The sequence below is a fragment of the Idiomarina seosinensis genome, assembly GCF_044797955.1.
Taxonomy (GTDB): Bacteria; Pseudomonadota; Gammaproteobacteria; order Enterobacterales; family Alteromonadaceae; genus Idiomarina; species Idiomarina seosinensis_A.
Window position 1 is genome coordinate 537,060 of the sequence record NZ_CP085211.1, and the last position, 19,061, is coordinate 556,120.

Genomic DNA, 19,061 nt, shown 5'->3' on the forward strand with positions numbered 1-19,061 from the left:
GATGGCGCGATTTCAGTTTAAGGGGTTTGATGAGTCCGGCGGTAAACGCAGCGGCGATGTCGAAGCCGAGGATATCCAGCTGGCGGTAACCCAACTTGAAAAAGACGGTCTGCTGGTAACATCCATCAAACCGAGAAAAAGCGCCGGCTTTGGGTTTTCGAACGGTCCAACGCTGGCCGATATCGAGTACTTTACCTCAGAATTATCAGTTTTACTGGAATCCGGTCTGCGCGTTGACAAAGGCCTGGGTATCTTGCTCAAACATATGGATAACGAGCGTTTAAAACCCGTTATTAAACAAATAACCGCCCGACTTAAAAGCGGCGTGCAATTATCCGAGGCCTTAGCCGAACACCCAAACGTGTTTGATGAGTTATACACCAGCCTGGTGCGAGTCGGCGAAGAGTCCGGTGATCTGGGCGGTGTTTTTAAACGTCTGGCCAACGAGCTGAAAGAGCGTAAAGAGTTGCGCGCTGTTATTCAGCAGGCCCTGGTCTATCCTGCGGTTATCTTGGTGGTCTGTATTGTTTCTGTTTTATTCGTCTTTAACTTTGTGGTGCCAAACCTCACTAACTTGTTCAGTGACATGCAGACCCTGCCCTGGTACACATCGGCGTTACTGGGAGTCAGCGACTGGGTACAGCAATATCAAATCTATGTAGGACTTGCCCTTGCCATCATTATCGTGGCCGCAACCCGTTATAAACATCACGCAACGATAAAGCGCATCAGTCAGTATCTGCGCGAGCGGCTGCCGCTGGTTAAAACCCTGTCGCTGCTGTCAGAGCGCGCCCGCTTTTCATCGGCCCTGGCAGTGATGCTGGAGTCGGGCGTTGCAGTGGACCGGGCTATTGGTTTAGCAAAAAACACCATTAGCCAGCAAACGTTGTGGCAACAGGTTAACTCAGCGTCTGAAAAGCTGAAACGCGGCGAGAGTATTTCCGGCACCCTGGGGTCTACGGCGTTGTTCTCCGGCTATTACCGCTCGTTAATTGTTGTTGGCGAAGAAAGCGGTGAAATCAGCCGCGTATTTGCTGAAATTGCCGATCGCAGCCGTGGTGAGCTGAATGCCTGGGTTAAGCGACTGACAACCCTGCTTGAGCCTTTGCTGATCCTAACGATGGGCGCCATCGTCGGTACCGTGGTCGTGGTGATGATGTTAAGTATTAACAGCATTACCGATGTCAGTTTATGAGAACCTCTGGCTTTACACTGATTGAATTACTGATCACCATCAGCATCATGTCGCTGGCCATGGGTCTGGTTGGGCCTCTTGCCATTGAACAGCTGGATAAATTCCGCGCCCAGGACGAGCTGGTAAAGCTAGAAAAAACCATTAAAAACTATCGCCGGCTGGCGTTTATTAACCATCAGACCATCACAATCAACCTGACTGACAGCCAAATGACGGTGGAAACCAATGGTGAGCCGGGTAAACAGACTCAATTTGAGTTTTTGATATTTCAGCCGCAGCAGCTGGTGATTAATCGTAACGGCTTTATGCAGCCATCCCGGGTTAGTGCGCAATACAGTGAACAGGTAAAAACACTGGAGTTTGTCAATGCAGGCGTATACTAGCCCGGGCCGTCAGCAGGGCTTCACCTTAGTTGAAATACTCATAGCCAGCACCATCCTGTTTATGGTTCTGGCGTCAGCAACTTTAAGTTACCGCACCCTGGTGCACAGTGAGCAACAGGCCAGCGAAGTCGTTGAGCTACACAGCGTGCTGCCGATCTTGTATGCCACTTTGCAAAATAACATACGCGAGCAGAACGAGCTGGCTTCTTCCATGAACGGGAGTGGCGAGCTTATGCGCTGGAACTACGACTGGGTTGCTACTCGCAACCGCGTGGTAGCACCGGCCGAACGTTTTGATCCGAACCTGTCCGAGTTTACCGAATACGAGCCCCGTTACGCGGTGTACGATATCGAACTGCGAATCAGCCTGCGCGATGGCGCCAGGGCGGGCAAGCAGCGTCAATTTAACTACCAGGAGCTGATATGGAAAACCGCACCCGCGGTACCCGTGGCTTCACGCTAATTGAGCTGCTGATCTCCATGGTCATCATGATCATGATCATGGTGCTGGGGACTACCTCATATTTGTTGTACGCCAATACCTGGAAACGAAACTCTGACCAGTTTGACCGGACAACGGAAGATTACCGCCGGATCGAACTGGTCACTCAGGCTCTTGAGCGAACCGTACCCTATTATGTTACCGAGCAGGAAAATCCGGCGTTTTATTTTCTCGGCCGACGCGAAGGATTAACAGGGATTACTGCCTCCTCCGTCACCAGGCCCGACCAAATGGCCATTTATCGCTTGTTCCGTGAGCCGTCAGAGGCAGGCGGCCTGCAGCTGGTTTACGAAGAGGCAGCAATTAATGAGCCACTAAGACAGCTGGATCAGGAGTTACCCTTTAACTACCGGGCAGTATTGTTTACAGCCATAGACCGGTTAGAGTTTGACTACTACGGGTGGCCAAACCGCCGTGTCCAGCTGAATCAGTTTGAAGATAACGATGCCAGACAGGAATGGTTCGAAGCTTATGATGGCGCTGAGCGTCTTTCACATCCAACCGAGTTGCGGGTCACACTGAACGACTACGAGTGGCTGATACAGGTACCGGATATCACCACTCAACTGCTCAGCCAGCAGGAGCAGGATGAATGATAACCATCAAAACCGGCACTGGCGCACCACAAGTGGTTAAAAATAGCGGCATGGCGTTAACTCAGGTGCTGCTGATCATTGCCTTGATATCGGTATTTATCGTTTCGATTACCTACTCGGTGCGCAATTACATTCGCAGTGCCGAACAAATACAGTACCGGACCGAAGCGAAACTGACCCTCAGAACCATGCAGACACGGGTACTGGAAGCCATGTTAACCGAGCCCTGGGTAACCAGCGAACAAAATATAACCAACCCGATAGCTCAAAACTGGAACTTTTATGGTCGCTGGTTTCGGGTTGATAATGTTGATATCCGGATTACCAACGTCTCCAGCCTGATGCTGTTGTCTGTTAACGATGAAGATTATTACCAGCGTTATCTTAAGTCACTGGATGTGGATACTGTGCAGGCAAAACAAGCGGCAAAAGCTATGGTCGATTATCAGGGCGGCGAACTCGGGCGTCCCATACAAAGCCTGCACGAACTGCGCTTTATCACCGGCCTGGGTGAAACCGTAGTGGAAAAACTGCAGCAGTATGCGACACCCTTTGTGGTCAGTAACCGCAGCCCGATGTACATGCCCGACCAGCTGTTAACCGCCGAAATGGATGCCAGTGCCGCACAACGGGTTAAAGCGCTGCGTAGCGACGGCACCTTCGATCGTAATAATTTCGAGTTAGCAACGGGTATCGAGCCTGATATGATGGTCATCCATTATCCGGGCCCAATTTTTCGTATTGAGTTGCTGTATCAGCAAAATGACATTAGCCAGAACGAACAAATCACGGTAGAATTGCGCCCCTATGATCAACCCCCCGTAACCTTCCTTTCCACAGGACTTACGGGCAACGGAAAAACTGCGCGGCCATCAGAACAATGACAAAAAGTGCCAAACCCAAAATCAGCAAGGTTACCGCAATACGCGATGCGCACGTTGCTTATTGCCGGCCGTCAGCTACTGAAGCTCTGCATTCCGAAACAAAGGATACGCTGGCCGGCAAACCCCGGATTTTGCTGTTTGCCCGGGCCTGTTACAGCGAAGAGGAAGTCTGGTTACCGATAACCAATGTACTTGAGCTAAAACGGTTTTTATGGAAAAAATACCCGGCCGGGCAGGGCTACTTTCACCTGATAGGGCCACAAAAGGACGCCAGGCGTCAGGTACAGTTGTTTCAGCTAAATGTCCCGGTACCCGAGTATTCCGCTCTGTGGGTACCCGAGTCCTGGCTGCTGGGCGAGAGCCTGTCAAACAATCAAACCGCCGAATTTAATACTCCCGACGGGCCACTGTTTATTGCCCGCACAGCCGCCGGTAAACTGGTCAGCGGTAAACCCTCGGCCTTAATACCTAACGCCAAGCGATTTGCCTGGTCAGCAGGGCTGGCAGGGGATATCGAACCAGCAGAGTTCACGCTGCCACAGACCCGGGCTGCCCTTAGCGGGCGACTTAACCGGTTTGTGGTTAAACACGGTCTGCAGTTAGTGCAGTGGGTTGGGCGTCAGTCCATTCAGGTTAACACCAGGGCAATAGCTGCCATGCTGGCGTTAGTGCTGCCGCTGTACTTTGTACTGACCAGTGGGTATCTGATGGTTAAAGAGTGGCAGCTGCAGTCTGCTATTGAAGCTAAGCAGGCCAACGTGGAACAGGCTTTAAATGCACAGCAGCAAGTGGCGTCATTAACGCAGTCGAACGAGCAAATGCAGGCGGTACTGGCGCAAAAAAATGACCAGGCAAGGTTCTGGCAATTGTTGCTGACAGTCGAAGATGAATACAACGCCGATATTGAAAAAGTCAGCTGGGATCAGCAGGGCATTGAAATATCAGGACGCACCCGGGCAAACCCCACAAAAATATTAGAAGTCATCAGCCAGCATCCCGATATCGCCAATGCAGAGTTCTCGTCACCCATTCGCCGCCGCGGCGCGTTTGCCAATTACCGCATCCGCGCTAATTTAAACAGCGGAGACGATTCATGACGTCGCAACGTAAAAAGCAGCTACTGTGGCTATTAGGTATTTTACTGCTGTTAAAGTTTGTCGGCCAGCCGCTGGTACAGTGGCAAAATGATAAAGTGGTAACACTGGCCCAGGCCAGCGAGCGCCTGGCTAAAATGCAGCAACTGGAAGCCGCTAAAGACCTGCTCGCCCAGCAATTAGTGGTTGCTACGACCAACCAGCAAACCTTAAAAGCACAATTTCCCAGTGCCGACAGCGCGTCAGATTTTCGCTTAAAGGCGCAGCAACGTATTGGCGAGCTGGCCGAGCAGTACAACCTGGACGTTGATATGTTCAACTGGAGTGGGGATGCGCCGATACCGGTTGAGAACTTTCAGGGGCTGGGGGTGACAACCGAAGTATCAGGGCGGGTACTGGATATCGCCGCGTTTCACGCCGCAGTGAACAGCCAGCTGGGCTTTTTGATTATGGAAGACAGCGAGCTGAGCTTTCGGGGGGCACTGACGAAGTCGAAAGTGGGTAACTTTGAAATCAGGGCCGTAGCCGTTTTTCAAAATGCGGATGCCGCGTTATGAACACAGCCAATAAGACACTCAAAATGCAGCGGCTCTGGCACTTGCTGACTAGCAAAGAAGCTTTGCTGACATTAGCGGTAGTGCTACTGCTGGCCGTTATTGATATTAGTCAGCGCCTGTGGCCAGCATCCCCTGACGTTGATGCCAGGCAATGGGACGACCTGTCATTGGTCGAATTAAACGAAAAATTCACCTCGGTTGATACCGTGCAGCAATGGTTGGAACCTTATCAGCCAAAACCAGAACAGGTCGCTGAAGAAACACAGCAACCGCCCGAAAAACCGGCGCCGCCAACTCCGGAAGAGCAACTGGATAAACTAGTAGAACAAGGCGCTTACCGAATTGGCGCAGACGTGGTATACCTTAGAGGCGTTTTAATCGAAGATGATGAGTACGCACTGCTCACCCTGGTAGATAAATCAATGAAGCCACGGTTTAAGGCGCTGGCCCTTAATGACCGCTTGGGTGATTACCAGTTAACACAGGTAACGCCGAAGGGTATCGAGCTGCGCGCCGAATCCGATACCATCACAATGCAATTATTCAAGAACAATGAGACCCGATGATATGTGGAAAGTTACATCCGTGATATGCGGCGTACTGGTTTTGGCCAGTTGCACACAAACACCAGAGCAAACTTCAGTCACACCGGGTAAACTGGCCGGCGGAGTTGAATTCGATACCGAGTTAAGCGACGAGCCCACCTCGTCGGAACTGCCCGAAACTAAGGGCTTTACGTACGTTGATTCGATAAAACGCAACGAAAAAAAAGTCAACAACGCCGAACTAATATCGGCGGAGCTTCCTGCCAACGACAGCGTGCAGGTAGTTACCGACACCATGGGATTGATGGACTTTATTCATACAGTATTTGGTGAATCATTAGGGGTAAATTACGTTATTTCCGATGAAGTGACTAAACGCAATGATACGGTCACTTTAAATGTCCAGCAGGGGATCTCGTCACGCCGCTTGTTTCGTGTCGCTAACGAGTTGCTGGAATCAAAAGGGTTAGATATCGCCAAGCGCGACGGTATTTTTTATATTTTCCCGGCGACCGGGGCGCAACAGGGCGAAGTGGCCATTGGTATCGGTAACCAGGAACAGGACATACCGCAGGCCTTTGGACAGGTACTGCAAATTATTCCCTTGCGTTATGGCTTAAATGCCAGTTTAGAACGCACCCTAAATAATTTATCCCCGGTTCAGACCACGCCTGATTACAATCAGGGAGTTATTTTTGCGCAGGGCCAGCGAGAGCAAATTATTCGTTTGCTGGAATTAATCCGTATTATCGATACGCCCGCCCACCAGGGCAAATTCATCGGGCTGGCCGAACTGCAGTTCATCAACACCGAGGACTACACCAGCCAAATACAGTCACTGCTCGATTCTGAAGGCATTGACGTGAGTATTGGCAGCCGGGGCTCAGCACCTGTTGTATTAGTGCCACTGGAGCAAATTGGGGCCGTGGCTATTTTTTCGGGCGATGACCACATTTTAGACCGCGTACAGTTCTGGACAGACAAGATTGACCAGCCCAGCAAAGGTGAAGAAAAACGTTTTTTCCTGTATAACCCGATATTTGCCCGTGCCGATGATTTAGGCTCATCAATCCAACCCTTAATCGGGCAAAGCACCAGTGCAGCAGGCGGAAACCGTTCGCGTGATACGCAAAGTGCCCAGAATGGTAATAATGAAAGCTCGTCCTCTGGCTCCCGGAGCAGCAGTGCGTCGGGAAAGCTCGACGGCGAATCGATACAGTTAACGGTAGACAGCCGGTCTAACACACTGATTTTTTACTCAACTGGCGAGCAATATCAAAAACTATTACCCATCGTTAAGCAGCTGGACGTGATGCCTAAGCAGATCCTGCTGGAGGCAACCATTGCAGAGATAACCCTGACTGAAGAATTTGCGCAGGGCTTTGAGTTTGCGATTCAAAACGGCAACTTTGGACTGGGTAATCTGGGCGCATTTGGTGTTGAGGATATTGCCGGGTTAGCAGCCGATTACATGACCGGACCGGATCGCTTTATTGCCCGTTTAGCCGCAACCAACAGTAAGGTTAATGTGCTGTCGAATCCCCGGCTGGTGGTACGCGATGGCGTATCAGCAAGTATTAGCGTGGGTACCGATATTCCAACCGTGGGATCAACAACTTCGCGGCCATTAGAGTCAGAAGCACAGACCACCAACGTCGAGTACCGCAAAACGGGACTACAGCTTACCGTAACACCGGTTATTAACGCCCAGGGTCTGGTGGTGATGGAGATTGATCAACAAATCAGCAGCACCACCGACTCAGGGTCGACAGTGGCGGGCTCACCGGCTATTTTCGAACGGACACTGTCAACGGAAGTGCTGTCACAAAGCGGCCAGACAATCTTACTCGGCGGTCTGATATCGGAAGATACCAATAACGCCACCAGTAAAGTACCGGGCTTTGGCGATATACCATTGTTTGGGCGCTTATTCAGCGCACGGACACAATCCAAGACGAAAACTGAACTGGTGATTTTTATCACACCAAGAGTAGTCACAAACATGTCATCGTGGTACGGTATCATGGAAGAGTTAAACAAGGGTCTGGAAAGCCTGCAGGTTATCTCTGTAGATAATAAATAACGTGTGGCATCGTAATAACATGTTGATTTCACGTTGACATGCCTAAAATAGGCAATACAATCGTATCCTAGAAACTTTTTCCAAGAAGTTTCTTTGATGTAAACACGAACAAAAAGCATGAAGCTTAAATGTTCAATTTCTAGAAATTGGAGAACAATAGCATGAAAATGTTTAAAAAATCTTTAATCGCTGCGTCTGTAGCAGTAGCTGCTACTGCTGCATATGCGGGAACAATCACGGAAAACAAGACTGACTTGCTAGCGCTTGAAGGCGCTGTTGCAGCAGGAAGTATAGAAGTAGGAACAGACGTAAACGTAATTATTGAAACAGCTGCCGATTATATTGTGAATGATGTAGTCGAGATCACAATCTCTGGCGCAGATATTAAGAAAGTTGCCGCAGGTGGCGACCCTGAGCTTGCTGTGAACTCTTCTGGATCGGGAGAAGCGAACTTTATTGATTTAAATTCAGAAACTGGTGTTGTGCGGTTCCGTGTCCAAGCAGCAAATATCGACGCGGAGGATACGTTAACCTTATCCAAGGTAGCTATTGACTCAACAGGTTTTTCTGACAAGTCAACTATCACCGCAAGTGCGCGGGCCATTTCTTCCAACTCGTTGATTGGAGCGTATGACCCATCCTCAGCTAAAGTAATTGGAACTGCGCGTCAACAATTTAGCGCAAAATTTGATAATTCGTTTGATCAGGTAATCGATGTTAACAGTAGTCGTGAACTTTTTGCTGGTTCAGGTGATAAGGCTGCCGACGACGATGAAACTGGGTTCGACCGAGTTGACTTGACGTTGACTGACAACGTTAATGGGAAAGAGCTAGGCAACTATTCCTTCACTGCAACCCGTGCTACTCACACGGTCGTAGGTGAAGACTTTAGTTATGCAATGGCGTTTGATTCTGATGAAGACGGAGAATTGGCATCGGACGAACTATGCGCAACCTCAGGCACTGCCACTATGGTGACTGTCGCAAGCGGTACAGGTACATTTACTTGCTCAATCGATGGGAATACATTGACATTGGTTCAAGCAGGCTCTTTGACTGCAAGCGAAAATGTTCAGCTGAACTTTAATGCACCAGGTGCGGACTCAGGGTATCCAGTAAGTGAACAGTCATTCTCAGCTAGCATTTCTGTAGCTAATGGAACTGGTGCTTCTGCGATTTCATCTGCTGCTGCATCGTCAGTTGATGCTGGTTCTTGGACGTTAAACGGCGCGTCAGTCTATGTTCCTTACATGCCATACTCCAACGGTATTTCACAAATCATTTATGTCTCTAATAAAGGCACACAAGCTGGTACTATCGAGGTAACTGCGTTCGATGATGCTGGTAATGAGTACGGACCTTATGATTTGGGTACAGCTGAAGGTAAAAACATCACTAAAATCACTGGTGCTTTAGAAGACGCTCTTGCAGCAGATAACTTTAGTAGTGGTAAGTTAGCCTTTACTTTAACAGTGACTGCTCCAGATAGCGCCATTGAAGTTTATACTGGCTACAATGCTGGTAACGACCGTGGTTTGGTTATCAACAGCTCAAACAAAGACTAATCACAACTTATTGATTAGTTTAGTTTAAGTAAAAAACTATAAGGGTGCCTTTTGGCACCCTTTTTTATGGTTATGTTATGAAAATAAAAAACTGGCTTAACTCAAACAAAAACCTTTTATTACTAACGGTCGCTCTGTCTCTATTTGCTTTTTATCTCGGGCTGCACTCGCCGTTTTATCTGGACGATTTTACGTCGATAATGGAGAGCCCCTGGATAAGAGGCGGTGAGAGTATTGATCCGCTGTTAAATGCCTACGGTGAACGGGCGCTCGGTTATCTGACCTTTTGGTTCAATTTTCATTATATGGGTACGTCACCCGAGTCTTTTCGCTTAATAAATATTTTGATTCATCTAGCAACAGCGACCCTACTCTTTGCTTTTCTTTACTCAATACAGAATGACAATAGCAACAATTATCGGAAATTAGTGGCCTATAGCGGAGCCTTAATTTTCTTATTGCACCCGCTGAACACTCAGGCAGTGACTTATATTGTTCAACGGCTGGCATCCATGACCGGCTTTTGGGTGTTGTTAAGCTGTTATTGTTTTTATTTGGCTCGCGCCAAAAAAATGGTCTGGCTGTATCTATTTGCTGTGCTTGCATTTGCCTTAGGGTTTTTTACCAAACAAAATGCCATCATAACGCCACTACTTTGGTATGCGATTGACCGCTTCGCCATTAATCGCGCCAGACCATGGCGGTATGACATTGTCGGCCTAGCTGGTTTGTGTACAGTTGCACTTGTTGTTGCCTGGCTTTATTGGCCGACCATCGATGCGTTAACCCGCGAAACTGACGACGTAACGCGGTTTGATTATTTTTTGGTCCAGGGCCCAATTCTTTGGCAATACATTGGTAACTTCTTTTTCCCGGCAAACCTAAGACTTGAATATGGTATTTATTCAAATCCATACCCACTCTGGTTGAGCGTGCTGGCATGGACTGCGCATGTAATAGTGGTGATAAGTGCGTTTTTACTACGGAAAAGAATTTGGCTAGTTACTCTAGGGGTTGCGTGGTACTACATTGCGCACCTGGTTGAATCGTCAGTTATTCCGATAACCGATTTTGCCTTCGAACACCGCACTTATTTGCCTAATATCGGCCTGGTGATAGCGCTGATGCCACTGGTCCGTTATCTCTTAAAGTTACCAAAACAGCGCGGATTATATGCGCTCATAGCTGTAGTGCTGCTTTTAACCGCGACCACAGCCTACAGGAATTACCAGTGGGCAAACCCCTATGTGTTTTACCAAAATGAGTTGTCTTATAACCCGGACAACCAGCGCGTTAAAAACGAATTGGCACGTTACGCTCTTGATAATGGCAAGTATGAGCTGGGTCTTGAGCTTTTTGAGGAAATGCTGGCTAACGGTAACGTGAAGCTTACTGAATCGCTACTGATTAATTTAATGGTCGCTTATGGTAACGTCGAGGAATGGGATAAAGCTAAACAATATGAACAAATTGCACTACGTAATATAAACCGGATGCACCCGAGTTATCGGGCACGAATATACTTGAATCAGGGTATTCGGCTTAAAGAAACCGGTCAGTGTGAAAAAGCTTATGACAGCTTTGAACAGGTACAACGATTATTTAACGGGGAATTTAGCTCTCTGTTATTCAGAACTCAGTGTGATTTGCGCACCGGTAATATCGAACGAGCGAGAAAAATGGTAAAAGAGCTTTATCGGAAACGTCCTAGTGACCCAAGAGTCGAAGAAATTGTCCAACAACTCAGTAGCTCGCGTCCATGACGCGAGATCGACGTTTTATGAAATCGCTGACGTGTTTTAAAGCCTACGACATTCGCGGCAGGCTCGGCGACGAGCTAAACGAGGCTATCGCGTACCGTCTGGGCAGGGCGTATGCACAGCACTTTGAGCCCAGAAAGGTAGTTGTGGGTGCTGATGTAAGACAGTCATCACCCGCTTTAAAAAAAGCACTAGCCAATGGCCTGATGGACTGCGGCGTCGATGTCATCGATCTAGGGATGACCGGTACTGAAGAAATCTATTTTGCGACGTTTTTTTTAGAGAAAGAAGGCGTTGATGGTGGCATAGAGGTAACCGCCTCGCACAACCCTATTGATTATAACGGTATGAAGCTGGTAACCAAAGGGGCGCGTCCTATCAGTGGTGACTCAGGTTTGAAAGCTATACAAAAACTGGTAGAGGAAAATAGCTTTCCGGCTCGGTCTAAAAACCGAGGCAAGTTAAGATTCCTGAACTTACGTGGGGACTATACGGACCACATACTCGGTTACGTTAATTTAGCAAAACTAGAGCCTTTAAAAGTAGTAGTTAATAGCGGTAACGGCGCTGCGGGGCCAGTCATTGATGCACTAGAGAGGGTGTTTAATGCCCGACAAATTCCTATTCAGTTCATTAAAATACAACACACGCCTGACTCAAAATTCCCAAACGGCATTCCTAACCCGCTATTGCCTGAAAATCGCGCCGACACCACAAAAGCTGTGATAAAACACGGTGCTGATATGGGGATTGCCTGGGACGGCGATTTTGACCGGTGCTTTATGTTTAACGAACAGGGTGAGTTTATTGAAGGCTACTATATAGTGGGGTTGCTTGCTGAAGCTTTCTTACAAAAGGAACCCGGCGCAAAAATTATCCACGATCCCCGTTTAACCTGGAATACCCTTGACATTGTCAGGCAAAATGGTGGTATTGCTGTTCAGTCGAAAACAGGCCATGCGTTTATTAAAGAACGAATGCGTCAGGAAAATGCCATTTACGGCGGCGAGATGAGTGCGCATCATTATTTTCGCGATTTTGCTTACTGTGACAGCGGCATGATCCCATGGTTGCTGGTGACTGAACTATTATGCAAAAAAAATAAGCCATTATCAGAGCTAGTTAAAGCGCAACAGGAAAGATACCCTTCACCTGGGGAGTTAAACTTTCAAGTAGTAAATCCTGAAAAAATGATTCAGTTAGTAGAAAATTACTATCAGAATGATGTTCTATCGATTGATCGCACCGACGGTCTTAGTATGGAATTTAAACGGTGGCGGTTTAATTTGCGAGTATCAAACACAGAAGCATTAGTAAGGCTAAATCTGGAAACACGGGGTGACCCTAGCTTAATAGAAACAAAGAAGAAGGAACTGAGTCAGCTACTATGTCAGACCAATCCATAATTCCTGTCATTTTATCCGGTGGCTCCGGCACCCGCTTATGGCCGTTGTCCCGTCAGGCCTATCCTAAGCAGTTTTTAAAGCTGACGGACGATAAAACGCTGTTTCAAAATACCGTTTTACGCGCAAAGGCTTTTGGCCCTCCGATAGTGGTTTGTAATGAAGAACACCGGTTTCTCGTTGCTGAGCAGCTGCGCCAGATTAATGTCAAGGCGCACGCTATTATACTTGAGCCCTGTGCCCGAAACACTGCAGGGGCTATTGCTTTAGCGGCTGCTTACTTACAAAAATCGGATGAAACGGCGCGAATGTTGATAATGCCTGCTGATCATGTGATGCAGCATACAGACACATTTACTAAAACAGTCCGAAAAGCAGATGAAATTGCAGTAAAAAGCGGCTTGTGTACATTCGGTGTAGCACCAACACACCCGGAAACAGGCTACGGCTATATCAAGCCGGCGCTTTTCAATGACAGTGGAATAAGTCAGGTACAAGCTTTTGTTGAGAAACCAAACCAGCAAAAAGCGCAGCTTTATATTGCAGCAAACTATCTCTGGAATAGTGGTATTTTCTTGTTTCCGGTGGCCGGTTTTCTGAACGAATTAGCCTATCACCAGCCAGGGTTAGTGGAGCAAATAAAAGTATCAGTGAGTCGAGCGCAAAAGGACTTAGATTTTATCAGGCCCGAACCTGACGCATTTGCAAAAATAGAGGCCGTCTCGATTGATTATGCGTTGATGGAAAAAACTAATAACGCCTTTGTGGTAAAGTTATCGGTCCCCTGGAGCGATGTGGGTAACTTTGCGAGCTTGTGGCAGACACTGGAAAAAGATAGTGATAATAATGCGATTTCAGGCGATGTTATTGCACTGGAGAGCCATGATAATTTATTGATGGCCGAAAATCAGTTGGTAACGACGATTGGAGTTTCGGATATAGCGGTTATTGCGACAAAGGACGCAGTATTGGTGGCGTCCAAAGCATCGGTGCAAAAAGTAAAAAAGATTGTCGAGACTCTGCAGCAGAGCAATAGAGCTGAACAACAGTTACACCGGGACGTTCACCGGCCTTGGGGCAGTTATGACAGTGTTGACCGGGGTGACCGGTATCAGGTTAAACATATTAGGGTAAAGCCCGGTGCAAGTCTGTCGTTACAGCGACACAAACACCGGTCTGAACATTGGGTTGTGGTAAAAGGCATCGCAGATGTGATTGTGGGCGATGTTCAAAAGCAAGTGCTCGAAAACGAGTCGGTTTTCATTCCGGCTGGACAAAAGCACCGGTTAAGTAACTGCCAGCAAGAGTCGCTGGATATCATTGAAATACAAACCGGCAGCTATCTGGACGAGGATGATATTGAACGATTTGACGACGATTATGGTCGGGATTGAGCCAGCTTCAGTAAAACATTGGCTACGTGGTCTGCGGTCTTGTCCCAGCTGAATTTTTCCGCATAATTTTGAGCGCTGATATACGAGCGCAGGTCGCTGTTGTTTTGAATGACTTTTTCGAATGCAGATGCGAGAGCCTCAGCACTTTTGGGTTTAACAACAAAACCGTTTTTTTCATCCTCTATTACTTCGGGAATACCGCCTACATCAGTACCAATAACTGGCGTACCGCAGACCAGTGACTCGGCCAGCACCATTCCAAAGCTCTCTGACGTAGTACTGGGAAGAATGGTCGCAACGGCTTGAGAATATAGCTGGCCCAGCTTTTGTCGTGACGTTACCGCACCTAAATAGCGTATTCCGGTTTCATTGCAGCGTGTAGTTGGGCCCACGACATAAAGCTCTAGATTATCGTCCAGGTTCAGGCTCTTAAAAGCTCGTTTTAGATAGTCAAAGCCTTTGTTTGGATCATCGGGTTTGCCGACAAAGATTAAGTAAGGTTGTGTCTTTACCTCCTTTCTTTCGGTAAACTTAACAAATTCGGCGGAAACACCCGGCGGAGCAAATGAAACCTTATTTGAGAGGTTGGGTAACGAGGATAAAAGTAAAGAGCGCTGATAAAAACTTTTATTGGTGGTCATGACATGATCTGCGAGGCGCATAACTCGTCTACCAATGAGTACATTGTAAAGTCGGCCAAAAACTTTTTTGTAGAGGGGGTTCCCAGATACGTCACTGTGATACATTAGTAGCACAGGAATATTATGCTTTGCAGCAGCATAAACCGCTACTTCTGCCATTGCTGGGACAGTAGCATGAACATAAATGACGTCTACGTTGCTATTAACAATATAATTAGTAAGCTCTTTATGCCATCTGGGCGAGAACCTAGCCGATGCTAAACGATAGCCGGGTGAAATATCTGACTCTGGCTTGTCGGAAGACAGAAAGGACAGATTGAACCCTTTACTCCTTAGAGTTGAAGATACTTCTGTAATATAGGTTTCTGCGCCACCAACGCTAGGCGACAAATATAACGAGATAACGAGTACATTAATAGGTTGAGACACCACTTATACCTCGGTTCGAAAAAATTAATAACTTATAATAACAAATTTGTGAGTAAAAAAATGGTAGACAATAAAAATGTTGATTTGCAAGGTCAACAGAGTTACGACGACGAAATTGACTTAGTGGAACTTCTTACTGAGTTAACAAAGAAATGGAAGCTAATTACTTTTTTCATACTGCTGTCTTTAGTAATCGCCGGAGGGTATCTAGCACTCACTCCATCAACTTTTCAAGTTTCTGCAAAAGTTTCAACGGGCCCGAGTTCAACTCCTATTGTGGTGAGATTGCCAAACTTTACGAGAGCCTCATTAATTAGTACTGAAGCCGCCACGCTGGGCACAGTCAATAACAACCATGAAACTATTTTTAATTTGAGTCCTAAAAAAGCCGCCAACCTACTTGCTGATGAAATAGTATCTTCGTCTGTGCGCCAAGCATTCCTGGCGGAAGAGGAGTCAGCCGTTTTAGGGGAGGTGTCGACAGACGTGATAAAAGAAGAAACAGTATCTGTAAGTATGGACTTCCAGCAGAGCATCAATGGGGAACGAGCACTTAAATCTTATTTGCCTTTTGCTCTAAACAGCTTTAGAGAAAAAATCAAGAATGCGAGAAACCAAGTTATACAAGAGAAAATTGATGAGTTAAAAGTGGAGCTAGTAGTTTTTGGACGCGAAGCAACGGCAACGACGCAGCTATCGATAGATTTGGTAGAGGAAGCTTTTGAGCTTGCCGAAAAAATGGGTCTGCACGAACCGAACGCAAAAATCGGCTCAATGGTTCAGGGAGAGAACAAGTTACTTCCCAGTGGTCGAGGCGATAATGTTTTACGATTGCTCCCATTTGGTACAAACGCGTTGTCAGATGTTTTAACGAGCCTTCGGGAACAAAACATTAGGTCATCGAGAGAGCTGGAATTACAAGCAGCCATTAAATTTTTAGAGCAGGTAGCTGAAACTGATATTAGCAAGAAGCTTTTTATAAAAAACATCAGTGAAGCGAAGAAGACGAAGCCGAAACCAATATTGGTTTTAGTACTGGCTTTAGTGCTTGGTGTCATGGTCGGTGTTTTTGTGGCTCTGTTGAAAAATGCCCTTGAAAAGCGTAAAAGAAATCAGTTACTGCAGGGTTAAAAGTAATAATTAGAATGACAACTTAGTCACAACCAGTGAAAACAATGACCGAAATCAGCGCAATCGGCTATTGGGAGCCGCAACCTAAGGGCGGTAGCGTGTCTGAATGAACGAGCGGATAAACTTTCTGAGGTACTTAAAGTTGTATTAATTAATAGTTGGACCTATTACAGGAAAAAGTGAATTTGGCGAAAAGCCGGCTATGGCGGGCTTTTTTTAGTATCAGGGTCGTCTCAGCTGAGCAAAAAATCGTCTCATGCGGAAAAGGTTTTGAATTTGAGTGTTGAAATAAATCAATAGACATAACTTACTTTGTTCAATATAACCACCGCTGTTCGGTAAAGAACGAGCTGAGTTAGTGTAAGACTCAAATGCCTGCCAGAAACTTAACAGCAAGTGCTACGCTTAACCCCGCGACGTAGAAGTTAATCAGGGAATTTACCTAAAGCTATTATTACGGCTATGAATACAAAATCTAAATAGCGTGCGATCCATCAAGCTAATACTTTTGAATTACCCTAAGGAAGTTCAAGGATGAATCAACAACTCCTCGAAAAATTAGAAAATAAATCATTAAAACTAGCCGTCATTGGTCTCGGTTACGTGGGCTTGCCTGTAGCCGTTGAGTTCGGTAAAAAATACCCAACCATCGGCTTCGACATCAATCAAAAACGCGTCAATGAACTGAACGAAGGCCACGACCATACCCTCGAAGTCGAACCCGCAGAGCTCAAACAAGCAACACAGCTCAGCTACAGCGCCGATACGTCAGATTTAGAACAGGCAAACATCTACATCGTCACCGTGCCAACGCCGATCAATAAGTTTAAGCAGCCTGATCTGACACCGCTTATCAAAGCCTCAGAAACTATCGGTAAAACCCTTAAAAAAGACGATATCGTTATCTACGAATCGACAGTTTACCCAGGCGCGACAGAGGACGATTGTGTACCGGTACTTGAGCGCGTATCAGGCCTGAAATTCAACGAAGACTTCTACGCCGGCTATAGCCCGGAGCGTATTAATCCGGGGGACAAAGAACACCGGGTAACCACCATCCTTAAGGTGACCTCGGGCTCAACGCCTGTCATTGCTGATTTTGTAGATAGCTTGTACGCATCGATTATCACCGCGGGCACCCACAAAGCACCAAGCATTAAAGTAGCTGAAGCGGCAAAAGTTATCGAAAACACCCAGCGTGATGTGAACATTGCACTGATTAACGAGTTAGCTATGATTTTCAATCGAATGAATATCGATACCGAAGCTGTTCTAAAAGCTGCAGGCACCAAATGGAACTTCTTACCGTTCCGTCCGGGACTCGTTGGCGGTCACTGCATTGGGGTTGACCCGTACTACCTGACGCACAAAGCGGAATCCATTGGTTACCACCCAGAAATGATTCTGGCTGGGCGGCGGATTAACGATACTATGAGCCGCTATGTTGCATCAGAGTTTGTTAAGGCATTATTGCAGAAAGGCATTACGGTCAAAGGGGCGCGTATTTTGATAATGGGGCTAACCTTTAAAGAGAATTGCCCTGATATTCGTAATACTAAAGTTGTCGATATTATCGATGAGCTGGAGCAGTTCGGTGCCAATGTCGACGTTTACGATCCTTGGGTTGATGCCGAAGAGACACGTCAAGAATATGACGTAAGCCCGGTGAGTGAGCTTAACGAGGGCTCATACGATGGCGTGGTCGTCGCTGTAGCCCACAAGCAATTTATCCAGATGGGCATTGATGGTTTGAAGAAACTGGCAAAGCCTGATCATGTGATTTATGACCTAAAATATATTGTATCGCGCGATGTAGCCGATATTCGACTTTAAAGTGCTTCAAATGACTAAATATGACGAGATTAAAGATCAGCTTTTGAATGAACCTAAGGTTTGGTTAGTGAGCGGTGTTGCAGGATTCATTGGATCAAACCTACTCGAAACGCTGTTAAAACTAAATCAGTATGTCGTTGGCCTTGATAACTTTTCGACCGGCTTTCAGCGAAACCTAGATGAAGTCCAGGAAATTGTCACTCAAGAGCAGTGGCAACGTTTTCAGTTCGCCGAAGGTGATATTTGTGATCTGGAAAGCTGTAAAGCGGTTCTTAAGCACGCGACCGCCGGAGACGTAAATTACGTGCTTCACCAGGCAGCGCTTGGCTCTGTGCCGCGATCGATTGATGACCCAATAAATACCAACAAAAGTAACATCGATGGCTTTCTAAATATGCTTGTCGCATCGAAAGACGCCGGTGTCGATAGCTTCACCTACGCTGCCAGCAGCTCTACTTATGGTGACCACCCGGCTTTGCCAAAAGTGGAGGAGAACATTGGCAATCCGTTGTCCCCCTATGCGGTAACAAAATACGTGAATGAACTGTACGCAAATGTGTTTGCGCGTGTGTACGGCTTTAAAACCATTGGTTTACGCTATTTTAATGTGTTTGGTCCAAGACAAAATCCCGATGGTGCTTATGCAGCGGTTATTCCTAAATGGACGACTGCAATGATAAAGGGTGAGCAGGTGGTTATTTATGGTGACGGTGAAACTAGTCGTGATTTTTCGTTTGTAGCGAATGCGGTACAGCTTAATATTCTTGCTGCGACAACGCATGACGCAGCTAAAAACGATATCTGCAACATGGCACTGGGTGACCGGACAACGCTAAACGAGCTGTTTGTCGGTATCAAGGCAGCCCTTAAAGAAAATGGCATCGAATACACCGTCGAACCTGTTTACCGAGACTTTCGCCCTGGTGATGTGCGTCATTCGCAGGCTGATATTTCAAAGGCAAAAAGCAAGCTTGGTTTTGCACCTACACATCGCATTGTTCAAGGTATCTACGAAGGCATGCCTTGGTATATCCGAAATGTTAACCCACCAAGTAAGTCGTAACGG

General features: G+C 46.9%; 17 protein-coding genes. 16 read left to right on the top strand and 1 reads right to left on the bottom strand.

Translation table 11 applies throughout. The features are described 5' to 3' along the window. Position 1: 1 nt before the first annotated feature. From LG288_RS02520 to LG288_RS02580, 13 genes are all read left to right on the top strand, one after another. A complete protein-coding gene (locus LG288_RS02520; RefSeq protein ID WP_404401720.1) occupies positions 2-1,195 on the top strand; it encodes a type II secretion system F family protein in 1,194 nt (397 codons plus the stop codon). Beyond that, positions 1,192-1,578, top strand: a complete 387-nt coding sequence (locus LG288_RS02525) for a type II secretion system protein (RefSeq protein ID WP_404401722.1) — start codon at positions 1,192-1,194, stop codon at positions 1,576-1,578. Before LG288_RS02520 ends, LG288_RS02525 begins: the two co-directional genes overlap by 4 nt. Further along, positions 1,562-2,041: a type II secretion system protein J gene (locus tag LG288_RS02530; RefSeq protein ID WP_404401724.1), complete on the top strand. Its 480-nt coding sequence runs from the start codon at positions 1,562-1,564 to the stop codon at positions 2,039-2,041. Before LG288_RS02525 ends, LG288_RS02530 begins: the two co-directional genes overlap by 17 nt. Next, a complete protein-coding gene (locus tag LG288_RS02535; RefSeq protein WP_404401726.1) occupies positions 2,002-2,676 on the top strand; it encodes a prepilin-type N-terminal cleavage/methylation domain-containing protein in 675 nt (224 codons plus the stop codon). The genes LG288_RS02530 and LG288_RS02535 overlap by 40 nt, the downstream gene beginning before the upstream one ends. Beyond that, positions 2,673-3,560 (top strand): hypothetical protein, encoded by an 888-nt coding sequence (locus LG288_RS02540; RefSeq protein ID WP_404401728.1) that lies wholly within the window; start codon positions 2,673-2,675, stop codon positions 3,558-3,560. The genes LG288_RS02535 and LG288_RS02540 overlap by 4 nt, the downstream gene beginning before the upstream one ends. Beyond that, positions 3,557-4,657 carry a hypothetical protein gene (locus LG288_RS02545; RefSeq protein WP_404401730.1) on the top strand — a complete coding sequence of 367 codons (1,101 nt, stop codon included), beginning with the start codon at positions 3,557-3,559 and terminating at the stop codon, positions 4,655-4,657. Before LG288_RS02540 ends, LG288_RS02545 begins: the two co-directional genes overlap by 4 nt. Continuing rightward, the gene (locus LG288_RS02550; RefSeq protein WP_404401732.1) at positions 4,654-5,211 is read left to right on the top strand and encodes a hypothetical protein; all 558 of its coding nucleotides are present in this window, start codon (positions 4,654-4,656) and stop codon (positions 5,209-5,211) included. Before LG288_RS02545 ends, LG288_RS02550 begins: the two co-directional genes overlap by 4 nt. Beyond that, positions 5,208-5,777, top strand: coding sequence for a hypothetical protein (locus LG288_RS02555; protein WP_404401734.1), 570 nt, complete (start codon positions 5,208-5,210; stop codon positions 5,775-5,777). Before LG288_RS02550 ends, LG288_RS02555 begins: the two co-directional genes overlap by 4 nt. Position 5,778: 1 nt before the next feature. After that, on the top strand, positions 5,779-7,839 hold the full coding sequence (locus tag LG288_RS02560) for a secretin N-terminal domain-containing protein (protein ID WP_404401736.1): 2,061 nt from the start codon (positions 5,779-5,781) through the stop codon (positions 7,837-7,839). 161 nt (positions 7,840-8,000) lie between these two features. Beyond that, entirely contained in the window at positions 8,001-9,404 is a 1,404-nt protein-coding gene (locus LG288_RS02565; RefSeq protein WP_404401738.1) for a hypothetical protein, read from the top strand. Between the two features lie 77 nt (positions 9,405-9,481). Next, positions 9,482-11,167, top strand: coding sequence for a hypothetical protein (locus tag LG288_RS02570; protein WP_404401740.1), 1,686 nt, complete (start codon positions 9,482-9,484; stop codon positions 11,165-11,167). A 17-nt stretch (positions 11,168-11,184) separates the two neighbouring features. Beyond that, positions 11,185-12,570, top strand: a complete 1,386-nt coding sequence (locus LG288_RS02575; RefSeq protein ID WP_404401742.1) for a phosphomannomutase CpsG — start codon at positions 11,185-11,187, stop codon at positions 12,568-12,570. Further along, the gene (locus tag LG288_RS02580; RefSeq protein WP_404401744.1) at positions 12,552-13,961 is read left to right on the top strand and encodes a mannose-1-phosphate guanylyltransferase/mannose-6-phosphate isomerase; all 1,410 of its coding nucleotides are present in this window, start codon (positions 12,552-12,554) and stop codon (positions 13,959-13,961) included. The genes LG288_RS02575 and LG288_RS02580 overlap by 19 nt, the downstream gene beginning before the upstream one ends. Here the strand turns inward: LG288_RS02580 and LG288_RS02585 are convergent. Further along, positions 13,946-15,031, bottom strand: a complete 1,086-nt coding sequence (locus tag LG288_RS02585; RefSeq protein WP_404401746.1) for a glycosyltransferase family 4 protein — start codon at positions 15,029-15,031, stop codon at positions 13,946-13,948. The two genes, LG288_RS02580 and LG288_RS02585, sit on opposite strands and share 16 nt — an antisense overlap. Before the next feature lie 48 nt (positions 15,032-15,079). Here LG288_RS02585 and LG288_RS02590 point away from each other — a divergent pair, with 48 nt between their 5' ends. The 3 genes from LG288_RS02590 to LG288_RS02600 all read left to right on the top strand — a co-directional run bounded on the left by LG288_RS02590 (position 15,080) and on the right by LG288_RS02600 (position 19,058). Further along, on the top strand, positions 15,080-16,162 hold the full coding sequence (locus LG288_RS02590) for a Wzz/FepE/Etk N-terminal domain-containing protein (protein ID WP_404401748.1): 1,083 nt from the start codon (positions 15,080-15,082) through the stop codon (positions 16,160-16,162). A 534-nt stretch (positions 16,163-16,696) separates the two neighbouring features. Then, on the top strand, positions 16,697-17,995 hold the full coding sequence (gene tviB, locus LG288_RS02595) for a Vi polysaccharide biosynthesis UDP-N-acetylglucosamine C-6 dehydrogenase TviB (protein WP_404401750.1): 1,299 nt from the start codon (positions 16,697-16,699) through the stop codon (positions 17,993-17,995). 10 nt (positions 17,996-18,005) lie between these two features. Continuing rightward, a complete protein-coding gene (locus LG288_RS02600; RefSeq protein WP_404401752.1) occupies positions 18,006-19,058 on the top strand; it encodes an NAD-dependent epimerase/dehydratase family protein in 1,053 nt (350 codons plus the stop codon). Positions 19,059-19,061: the final 3 nt, after the last annotated feature.